Origin of the sequence: Psychrobacter urativorans, from assembly GCF_904846695.1 — a bacterium.
GTDB classification, from domain to species: Bacteria; Pseudomonadota; Gammaproteobacteria; order Pseudomonadales; family Moraxellaceae; genus Psychrobacter; species Psychrobacter urativorans.
The window spans coordinates 1-10,173 of the sequence record NZ_CAJHBR010000036.1; the positions used below are offsets into that span (position 1 = coordinate 1).

General features: G+C 40.0%; 9 protein-coding genes. 4 read left to right on the forward strand and 5 right to left on the reverse strand.

All coding sequences use genetic code 11. The annotated features are described in order from the left end of the window. Nucleotides 1–266: 266 nt before the first annotated feature. Entirely contained in the window at nt 267–2,432 is a 2,166-nt protein-coding gene (locus tag JMY09_RS13850) for a MobA/MobL family protein (RefSeq protein ID WP_201624486.1), read from the forward strand. Nucleotides 2,433–2,805: 373 nt separating this feature from the next. Then, entirely contained in the window at nt 2,806–3,735 is a 930-nt protein-coding gene (locus tag JMY09_RS13855) for a replication initiation protein (protein ID WP_201624488.1), read from the forward strand. Nucleotides 3,736–3,759: 24 nt separating this feature from the next. Here the strand turns inward: JMY09_RS13855 and JMY09_RS13860 are convergent, their stop codons facing one another. Continuing rightward, nucleotides 3,760–4,266, reverse strand: coding sequence for a plasmid replication DNA-binding protein (locus JMY09_RS13860; protein ID WP_201624490.1), 507 nt, complete (start codon nt 4,264–4,266; stop codon nt 3,760–3,762). A 220-nt stretch (nt 4,267–4,486) separates the two neighbouring features. Here JMY09_RS13860 and JMY09_RS13865 point away from each other — a divergent pair, with 220 nt between their 5' ends. Next, nucleotides 4,487–4,762: an excalibur calcium-binding domain-containing protein gene (locus JMY09_RS13865; protein ID WP_201624492.1), complete on the forward strand. Its 276-nt coding sequence runs from the start codon at nt 4,487–4,489 to the stop codon at nt 4,760–4,762. An 83-nt stretch (nt 4,763–4,845) separates the two neighbouring features. Beyond that, nucleotides 4,846–5,088 (forward strand): hypothetical protein, encoded by a 243-nt coding sequence (locus JMY09_RS13870; protein WP_201624494.1) that lies wholly within the window; start codon nt 4,846–4,848, stop codon nt 5,086–5,088. Here JMY09_RS13870 and JMY09_RS13875 read toward each other — a convergent pair. The 4 genes from JMY09_RS13875 to JMY09_RS13890 form a co-directional block, all read right to left on the reverse strand. Beyond that, nucleotides 5,085–6,110 carry a fimbrial protein gene (locus JMY09_RS13875; protein ID WP_201624496.1) on the reverse strand — a complete coding sequence of 342 codons (1,026 nt, stop codon included), beginning with the start codon at nt 6,108–6,110 and terminating at the stop codon, nt 5,085–5,087. The two genes, JMY09_RS13870 and JMY09_RS13875, sit on opposite strands and share 4 nt — an antisense overlap. Continuing rightward, nucleotides 6,100–8,670 carry a fimbria/pilus outer membrane usher protein gene (locus tag JMY09_RS13880; protein WP_201624498.1) on the reverse strand — a complete coding sequence of 857 codons (2,571 nt, stop codon included), beginning with the start codon at nt 8,668–8,670 and terminating at the stop codon, nt 6,100–6,102. The genes JMY09_RS13875 and JMY09_RS13880 overlap by 11 nt, the downstream gene beginning before the upstream one ends. Before the next feature lie 55 nt (nt 8,671–8,725). Then, nucleotides 8,726–9,454, reverse strand: coding sequence for a fimbrial biogenesis chaperone (locus JMY09_RS13885; RefSeq protein WP_201624500.1), 729 nt, complete (start codon nt 9,452–9,454; stop codon nt 8,726–8,728). Nucleotides 9,455–9,536: 82 nt separating this feature from the next. After that, nucleotides 9,537–10,052, reverse strand: a complete 516-nt coding sequence (locus tag JMY09_RS13890) for a fimbrial protein (RefSeq protein WP_201624502.1) — start codon at nt 10,050–10,052, stop codon at nt 9,537–9,539. Nucleotides 10,053–10,173 lie beyond the last annotated feature (121 nt).

Sequence of the window (10,173 nt, forward strand, 5' to 3'; positions counted from 1 at the left end):
ATTTTACTCAGCATAGCAAGCACCCCACTATCATTCAATCACTTGTGGTAAGCTTTAACACAATTACATCCGAAACCTTAGATAGCTTAGTTTATTATTTAATGGTGGCGTCTCCCTGACTAAGGGCGAAGTAACGACTCAAAATTTAATCTATCCACTTCGTTACTATTCTTAATTTTGAATCCTTCTTCGTTGGGGAAACCCCAAACCCCGCACACCACAAAAAGCGGTGGTGTGCAAAAAGCAACAATAGCAGGTGACTCTTTATGACAATGGTACACATTGCAACAAAGGCAATTTCTCGAAAAGCAGGTCAGTCAGCAGTGGCGTCGGCGGCCTATCGTGCTGGCGATGTACTGGATGATGCTAAATATGGCAAGACCCATGACTATAGTAAAAAGTCTGGGGTGATGAGTAGCGATATTGTTTTGCCATTTTCGCTAAAGGCGCTGGGTGTGAGTGTGGATCGAGAGACGCTTTGGAATACCGCTGAAGCGGCAGAGACCCGTTCGGACAGTCGGGTGGCGCGTGAGTGGCTGATTAATTTGCCTCATGAGTTGTCTGAGGAAGAGCGCCATTCACTGGCTATCAACTTTGCCCAAAAGCTTTGTGACGATATGGATGTGATTGCGGATGTGTGTATCCATCGTCCGGTGATGAAGTTGCCATTTGATCCTAATGTACCGCCAAGCTCTAAGTATTTGCGTGAGGGTGAGGAAAACCCTGATCCCCGTAATTTTCACGCGCATATTTTAGTCACTACTCGAGCGCCTACCATTGAACCGAATAAAACCTTGGCATTTGACCCAAAGCTTAAGACCCCGTTTGAGTGGTCTAATAAAAAACGTAAGGCGCATGATCTGCCGTCATCGATGCAAGAGATTAAGCGTATTCGGGAGATGTGGGTAGATACCGCCAATAAAGTATTGGCGCAGCATCATCTGCCATTGATGGATGCGCGCAGTTATAAGGATCAGGGGCTTGATCAGCAGCCCACCATTAAAATGGGAGTAGAGGCGACGGCCATGGAGCGCCGAGGCATCACGACCGAAAAAGGTAATACCAACCGCGCCATCAAAGCACGTAATAACTTGGTGGCTGAGAACCATATCAAACAGGAGGCAGACAATGAGCGACGAATTAGCGCACTTAGAAAAGGACTTGCTTGGGCAACTAAGAAAAATGCAAGACTACCTGGCAGCATTGGAGGCACAAAACAACGAGCTGACTTTGCAAAACACCTCTCTGGAAGCTCAGAATACTACATTACATACTGTACAAAACAATCTCATAGAACGGCAGTTCGAATTGACGACACAAAACGATGCATTGAAGAGGCAAAATCAGGCGTTGCTTGGGCAGCTAAACGATGCGAAAACCTACCAAAGCGATGTGATGACACAAAACAAAGAATTAATGACACAAAACAAGAAAACAATAAGCTCACACAACGAATTGACGACACAAAACAAGCAATTGAGGGAATCACTGAAGCTATCGGAAAGTCAAATATTGAAATTAACAAAGCAACTGAGCGAAGTGCAAGACCAGCCCCAAACCCCTTCGATGACGACGCACGACGAGCAAGAGCTGCTCGACTTGATCGACAAGAAGGACGCATTGATCGAGACACTCGAGCAAACCGTTTTAAAGATGAGAGAATCTTTGAGTATGCTGAACGTATGAAGCTGCACCTAGCGATGCGCTTGATACAACGTCATCGTGAGGCGATGGCCATCAACTGGGCGCAAGGAGAAACCGCGGCTGACGCCCCTGATAAATTTGATCAGCGTCAAGTGGCACTACTTAGCGAGTTTGCACAGCGCCATGGTATTGAGGACCACGATAAAGCCGTGGAATTTACCGCGCACTTACGCCAAGTGGCCAAACGTTTTGATTACACGCTGGTTGAAAACAACAAAGCCATTATCAAGCTGTTGCGTGATCCTAACGCTGAACGTGAGCAGTATCTGGCACTGATTCAGCATTTTACAGATTTCAGAGACAACATCGATCAAGAACGAGCGGCATTTAATAGCAGTATTATCGACAAACTGGGCGGTAGCGCAGGAGAGGTTGGCAGAATGACTCGAGACATCATCTCATCATTCAGCTATACCAAAGGGTTAACGCATTATATCAATCAGGATAACTACCCAGCTGAGGCAAGAGACGTTGCTAAAGAACATCTAGCAGATACCTTGGATAAAACCTGTCAGCAATTCAAGTTTGCGTTGCGTGATGTTAACTCACTACCAACAACCCAGCGTAAGACCTACTCAGAGGCTCTTAAAGCCGCTTTAGAGACGTTTACTGAGCAATATGGCAAAGAGCTGTCTGAAAGCCAACACAAGGCCTTACAGGGTGGTTTAGAGTCCTATCAGTATCAAGTGAGTAGAACTAATACACCTAGCCGAGGATTTAGTCCTTAATTGAATCCTCAAAAGAACCGTTACTAAGGAATAAATTGCTTAGACAAGCTACGTGGTTTAAATGATGATTTTTCACTTATCCACAAAAAAATTTATCACCCGTTTCTTTAAGGGTTTTTATTTGATCCTGTTTACTCCTGTTTACTCCTGTTTAAGAGCCTTTTTTCACCTTTAAAATCAATAGCTTACAAAGAGAAAAAAGAGTAAATGAGCCAAAAAAAGAGTAAATGAGCCAAAAAAAGAGTAAATGAGCCAAAAAAAGAGTAAATGAGCCAAAAAAAGAGTTGTTTAAAGATAGCTATTTATTTTGCTATTTTTATGATAGTTTATCTCATGTGGAATTATAATAAACGTAGAAATAGTGAAATATAAAATGGAAAATAATTTAGTCGTACAGTCAAATGATTTAGTTCTTGCTACTTATACGATGACAACAAAAGAAAAAGAGCTTTTACTAACTTGTATTAGTCAAATTGATAGTAGACCTGATGCGCCAAATATCAGTAAACAAACCAAATTTACTATTACTGCTGATGAGATAAAAAGGCTTTTTTATAGTGTTAGCAACGCAAAAAATATCTATCGTGATATTGAGCAAGCTAGTAACCGCTTGTTTGAAAGGGAAGTGATCATCGCACTGCCAGACAATGAAGTATTGCGTACACGCTTTGTTAGTAGTCTTCTATTTAGCCCAAATACAGGGAAGATTACGCTAACTTTTGCAGAGGATATATTGCCGTATCTGACACAATTAAAAGCAAATTTTACTAAATATAAGTTGTTAGAGATCAATGAGCTCTCAAGTATCCACTCAATACGCCTATATGAATTAATAGTGTGTTGGATTGGACAGTATCAATACAGTAAAGCATATGAACTTGAAGATTTTAAATATGTTATGGGTATAAAAGGCAAGTACAAGCAATTTAGTGAACTTCGAAAGTATGTGATCGATAAAGCCTTAGAAGAGATTAATGAAAGTACAAATTATAAGGTTAGTGTGGAATATAAAAAAAAGAGTAGAGGCAAAGGTTACGAGGGCCTAACGCTCAAATTCCATCGGAAAACATTAGACAAGCTAACCAGTGCAGACGGCACCCTGTCACAAGCTACCATACAGTCTATCGTTGATAACGTGCAGTTTATGAATGACTATAACAACCATCCAAGCCTAAGTTATGACGGCAAAATGCAGACTGACGCATTTAAGCGCGAAATGATTAATATCATACAACGAGAGCCTGAAAGCTTTAACAAGCCTAATAAGGCTTTAGAGAGCTATTTACCAAAGATTAAACACTAATGTTTTTTCAAATATCCGTTAAAGTCAAAAGAACCACCGTTTTTTCTTCTTAGCCGTCGCGACGATTGAATCGTCTTTTTTTTCTTGCTCTGGTTCAAGTAGCGGCTCATCGCTCATTTCAGCTTGCTTAAACTCTAGCAGTCTTACTTGTGCGAAATCCTGGATACTGGCGTTGGCTTTATCCAGCGTTTTGTTCAGCTGTGCTATCTGCTGCTGATAATTTTCAATTAACTTCTTTTGATCATTTACCTGTTGGCTGAGGTGTTCATTCTTGAGCTTTTCAAGCGCTAATAGGTGTTCAATGTCTGTATTGTACTGAACACTTTGACTGTTCAGTGGTGTACTTTGAACAGTGTCCACTGAACGTTCAGTACGTTTTTTAGAAATTGGCTCACCAAACACGCGCAACATTTCTGAAACGTCTATTTTCTTATCTGCTGTTCTAGAAAGCTCACCATCATTGACCTTCTGATAGATCGTGGTTCTTGATACACCCCATTCTTTTGCCGCTTTTGTCACCGATATGTTCATTGTTCACCTAGTGTTCAAGTACGTTTTTAGAAACTGTACAGTACAACTGTCCAGAACGTTCAGTGAACAACTATGGCACTAACCCGTCTATCAGGCAAATTATAAATAAACTGCTGTGTAAATCAGACGGTTAGTTATATAGCACTCACTTTATTGAACAAATATAGGGTATTATTAATGCTTGAAAGCAGTGTTTTGGGTATTAAAGAAAGAAGGTTCTATGAAAAAATTTATTCTAAGTATGGCGTTATCTCTCTTTGCCTTATCTTCTCAGGCAGCAGTTACAGTCACTGATAATCCATTTTATAGTGATGTTGAGGTAGAGCATCCGTTGTTTGCTAAAGGTGCTGGCGGCTCGCAATGCAAAGGCTTACCGCGCACTTGTGGGCAGATGGTTAGCTGTGAACAAGCCAAACTAGCACTTAAATGCGGAAACACTAATCTAGACCGTGACAAGGACGGTGTGCCATGCGAATCAATATGTCCAGGTGGTTAATTGCGGTAGCGTCTATCGTGATTATAGAGTGCAGCTCAGGTAATAAAGACTGTAGTTAATAAGCAGACATGGAGTAAAATTACATGACTCTTTATTTTTTTACGGTGCCTGAGGGTGATATTGGGTGTGCCTCGAATCCTGCTTTTGGTCGTGAAGTGTACTTTCATCCTAAAGGTTACACCGATGAATCTTATATTGGTACACCGCTTAATAAGGCGGCGGTAGATGGCTTAAAGCTAAGTCATTTGACGCCAAATGTGACTTATAGTGTCAAAGAAGGGGTTGTTCTTAATGAAACTGTACAAATTGGGATGATCTCCAACTAATCATACTCAATGGTAACTGTTGCCGTTGATTTAACGGTTCCACCAGTAACCCCAGTTTCTGTCTGATAGTAACGTGCAACTAATGGGATATTATATTCAACATTCGCACTTGCTGCTAACGATCCTAACGCAACTTTTTCATTCTTAGCAATAATATTGTTAGAACCTTGATATTGTGAGACTAATTGAGTACCCACTCCCTTTGCTCGTGTAGATTGAGGGGCACTATTTGCAAGAACATCAGTAGTATTGGCCGCAGCATCATAGTCAAAAGTTAAGCCTATTTTTTCAGGTACGGTTAGATTTGCACCACCATTACATTTAATATTGAGATCAAAAGCTTGTTCACCTTGTGTTGATCCTATCCCTGTAAACCCACTTTTATTCACTGTTGGCAGTTCAACTACCTTATTCTTATTACCTTGTATTTCACATGACGAAGACGTGATAGTAATAGTATCACCAATTATAGTACTGGTTAGAATAGGCTTGTCTGGACGACCTCTTAGATAATAGCTACTGTATAATCCCTGTTGAAGCTTTCCACTTCCTGTAACTGCAGCTGTTTTAATGATCTCAACAACAAATTCTCCGCTAGCTAAAGATAAATCCGACCCAAAAAACCCTCCACTTATTTCTCTACTATAAGGGTAGTAACCAGAAAAGTTTGAGGCGCCCGTCGCTTCTCGATATAGACGAATGCCGATACCTGAAATATTCGTTTTATACACACTATCGCCAGCACCAGGTGCTAGTCCTAAATTATTAGTAATAATTGCTTCGACCGTACCTCGCGCTCCAGAAGTACATCTAATAAATGAAGATGGATTAGCTGCGATTGGGAAGGTTTTTTTAACTAAAACCTTCCCAACTGGGTCACTGGGCAGAACCACCACGGCTCCAACCGCCATATTTATATCTTTTGACGTAAAGCTACTATTTAATGTACACGCTGCATAAGCTTCTGAACTCAAAGTGAAGCCTATGAATGCTAAGGTACTACTTAACACTTTATAGTTCATGACATACGCCTTCTAACATGATCATATTTTTATTATTATCAGATGCTTGAGTGGTTGCATCATATTGAATGCTACATTGCTCACTCTGCTCTTCACCCCATTTTACAGTCACTGTATCTGTCAAGGTTTTGGTACGTAAATACGCTAAGCTACCTTGAGCAACCATGCCAACATATTCGCCTTTTGAGTCAAATATTTCAGCTGCAAATGGCAATGTCTCGCCTTTTGCATTCAAAGTACGAATATAGATAGCCTTCCCTGACTTAGTTATGAAGTCGACTTTTGAGATTGACCCAGCATAAGGTGCTATACGCTGACTGGTACCCTCTAATTCAACATCAAGAGACATACCTTCTGGATTTAGGGTAATATCATTTAAACGATAAGGGGTGACATAGGGTATAACAGCATAGCCTGACTCATTGATAGTCAAACCAGGCGTATTATTCACTTTAGCGCCTGTCGCTTCAGGTGCATAAACTAAGACCATAGTTTGACCTTGATCTGGACCAAATAGAACACCGTCGGAGTGTGCAACAATATTTCCTCGAGCCGATAATGCTGCTTGTTCATACTGATCTGAAATACCGTATGATCCACCTAAAGTCGCAAAGTTCGTACGATATTGAGCATTCGTACTTAGACTTGGATTTTCTCCGTATTCAGTGGCTAACGAGGCACCATAATTAAAGCGATCTCCTACAACCCCGTTCACCCCAACAGTAGTACTATCTTGTGTGGTAAATGAGTTGAAGTTTGCAGGACTACCTTTGATTGAGAGGGGTAATGATAATGTTAGTAGATATTCAGTATCATCATCTTTTCTACCTGTTACATCATTCTCTACAACGCGCTTAATGGCCGATAGACCATAGTTTACGCCACGATAATTATTACTATAACCAACTTGGTATTCTTTAGTAGCTTCTACGTTGTTCCAATAGTCTGACCATGAGCCAGTGGCGTAGACATTACCCCAGTCATTAGGTAAACCTTGGTTTAGCGTGATTTGAAACTCGCTACGTTGTTTACCGGCGTAGGCAGAGGTGATACCTCTGTTATCTAGATCTTTAGCCAATAAGGCATCACGTAATTTATAAAAATTTTCAGTTGAATAACGATAAGCAGCGAGCGTTAAATTGGTATTTGTTGGATCAATTCGCTTGCTATAACTAATACGATAGCTTTGTCCTGACTCTTTATCACGACGATCAAAATCAGTTTCAGAATGAGAGATATCTAACGCAACAGCGCCTATGGGTGTCGCAAATGCACTTCCTAAGGTTAGAGCCTTATAATTATCAGATCCTTGTAGACCACCATAAGCAGTAATATAGTTATTAATACCACGTTGGTATTGGCCTTGGAAAATAAACGGGTCAACCTCGATGTCACGATCACGAAATTGACCTGTCATTACTGAGTAACGACTCATGCCTGGGCGCAGCATTTGTGCAACAGAAGCATAAGGTATTGAGTATTTTTGAATTTCACCACTAGCTTCTAAGATAGATATCTCTAACTCACCACCAAACCCTGTAGGATATAAGTCATTAATCTCAAAGCTTCCAGGAGCAACTGTTGTTTGATAAATCAGTTGACCTTGTTGGCGTATTTCTACTTTGGCATTGGTTTTGGCGTTACCACGGATCCGCGGTGCATAACCTGTCATGGTGTTGGGTAACATGCGATCATCGCTTGAAAACTCTGCACCACGATAACCAAATGAATCAAAAATCTCACCATTAGTGAAGCTATCGCCAAGTGTCAATACACCACGGTATTCAGGAAAGGCGCGTTGAGCATAAGTGCTTACGGAATTATAAGTAGATTTAGATTCTTTATCTTCAGCTTCATCCTCCCACGTCCATTGTCCGTTATGGCGGAGTTGCCAACTTGCGATATTTGCCCCAGTATTTAAAGACAAGAATGCGTTTGTTCTCTCTTCATTATTATTAGATTTATTGAAGGTCTTATAGGCACTGGCGTTGTAAGAGGCGAATGCTGCATTGATGCCACGATCCCAAACACTGGGATCAATGTAACCTCGTGCATTTTTTTGCATTGCAATTTGAGGAATCGATACATCAAATCTTAATTTTGAGGTATCAAGTTCGTAAAATGAATCGTCAACCCATTCATTAAGCTTTTGGCACTCTGTGTTAGTAGACTCTGTTTTTTCTTTGATGATTTCTGCTTTTATACCATACTCAAGTAGCTGCCGCGCTGTAAAACAGGTATATGCGTTTTTATTATCTTCAGTCGCTTTAAACACCATGCGATGCTTACCAAACCAGCTGCCATTTATATAAACATCTACATTATACTCACCAGGCAAAATGGGATTACCATGTGCAAATCGATTGATATCAATTTTTTTAGCATCGCCAATTAAAAAGTCAGAATTAAAATCTGCTTCTGTAGCAACGGATGACTTTTCTGGCTCATCAACTTCATCTGCATTAACTAAGGTAGGAATACTAAATGTTATTACACCAAAAGCGATGTAATAACTTAGATATCGTTTAAGATTCTTATTTTTTATAATCTTTTCACACATAGCATAACCATTCCTATTAGCCTGTCTGTTGATGACTATCAAAACATTAAAACTATTACTGGTTGATAGTGCGTTCGACACGCCCACCATAATCGTTAATAGTAGTAAAAGTCATATCTTTGATATTTGAGTTCTTTAAAGCTATTTTCTGCTCAGAAAAAGGAACTAGCATGATTCCTTCTGACAAAATATTAACTTTTTTACCTAAATGTTCTTGAGATATAGTAGTGATAGTAATGTGAAAAGGTGTTGGGTTCTTAATTAATAAATTATTACCTTGGCTACTCCACTGAATCTTTTCAGGGGCTAAGGCAACATCTTCGTTGATACCACTTGGACGATAAAAAAACTTGATGCGTGAGCGAATCGCTAGTTGTAAAAAGTTATCGGGAGCAGCTGCTTTATCTTTGGTAGATGGCTTAGGGGGTATATCTAAAACATTTAACCAAAACAACGTTTCTTGAGTTTTACTCAAGGTATTCGCAGTCGGCAAGCTTGTTATACGTAGATATTGACCTTTCTCAGATTCTACACGTGTAATAGGTGGGGTAATAATAAAAGGCGCTTTTGACTGGTCTGGAGTCGCTTTTGCATCTCCTTCATCGATCCATGTTTGAACCAATGCTGGACTTTTACCAGTATTAGTGACTTGTAAAGTGATTTCGCGTGCATCAGATGGATAGACAGCACGAGTACCATGAATGATAATCTCAGCATTTGCTGCGCTGAAAGGGATTAAAAGTGCCAGTAAGCATGTTTTATAAAACGGATGCTTTAAAGTCATATACTTACCTTTGTTTAGAGAGTGAATTGAAAGAGCTAGGTTGAGTAATCATCCTAGCTCCTGTCAATCTAACTAATACAAACTATTGATAAATAATTGTATATTGTACAGAAGTGTTAACAGTACCAGCCTCTGCAGCACCAGTAGCATAGTACTCAGCGTAATAATTAAGGTCAGCTGAAGTTTCTGCAACAGTTACAAACTGTGAGTTTGTTTGAGGACCAGCAAGAACTTTAATAGGCGAGTTGTTATCACCTACTAGTTGTACTTTAACGTTTTTAGCTGATCCAGCATTATTTAAAAGACCTGTAGCAAAATCAACTGTTGCGCCTGGTTCAAAGTAAGTACCAACAACCGCGCCTACCTTACAACCAGTTAAGCCAAGAGTAAAAGGAGTACGTCCAGCAGTTGTACCAGCAGTTGCAAGTGATTTCTGCGAAACAGTTGGAAGCGTTACTGTCAAGTTTTTACCTTCTGGCGTAGTGACAACGCAAGTATTATCGTTGACTAAACCATTGATTGTGATTGTACCGTCAGCAGCGAATGCGCTAGACATGCCAAGAACGATTAAAGAACTGGCTAAAAGAATTTTTTTCATACTGTGTCTCCATGGACTAGGGGGGGGTAGATACATAATACAGCATTATGTACTTACATTAATCAGCGTTATTATATACATAACATAACATCATTATATACATAACATAACATAATTATAT

What these genes read in the sequence shown, in the direction of transcription:
- JMY09_RS13875 (WP_201624496.1), bottom strand. Translation starts at nt 6,110, where the DNA reads ATGAACTATAAAGTGTTAAGTAGTACCTTAGCATTCATAGGCTTCACT.
- JMY09_RS13880 (WP_201624498.1), bottom strand. Translation starts at nt 8,670, where the DNA reads ATGTGTGAAAAGATTATAAAAAATAAGAATCTTAAACGATATCTAAGT.
- JMY09_RS13890 (WP_201624502.1), bottom strand. Translation starts at nt 10,052, where the DNA reads ATGAAAAAAATTCTTTTAGCCAGTTCTTTAATCGTTCTTGGCATGTCT.
- JMY09_RS13865 (WP_201624492.1), top strand. Translation starts at nt 4,487, where the DNA reads ATGAAAAAATTTATTCTAAGTATGGCGTTATCTCTCTTTGCCTTATCT.
- JMY09_RS13860 (WP_201624490.1), bottom strand. Translation starts at nt 4,266, where the DNA reads ATGAACATATCGGTGACAAAAGCGGCAAAAGAATGGGGTGTATCAAGA.
- JMY09_RS13885 (WP_201624500.1), bottom strand. Translation starts at nt 9,454, where the DNA reads ATGACTTTAAAGCATCCGTTTTATAAAACATGCTTACTGGCACTTTTA.
- JMY09_RS13850 (WP_201624486.1), top strand. Translation starts at nt 267, where the DNA reads ATGACAATGGTACACATTGCAACAAAGGCAATTTCTCGAAAAGCAGGT.
- JMY09_RS13870 (WP_201624494.1), top strand. Translation starts at nt 4,846, where the DNA reads ATGACTCTTTATTTTTTTACGGTGCCTGAGGGTGATATTGGGTGTGCC.
- JMY09_RS13855 (WP_201624488.1), top strand. Translation starts at nt 2,806, where the DNA reads ATGGAAAATAATTTAGTCGTACAGTCAAATGATTTAGTTCTTGCTACT.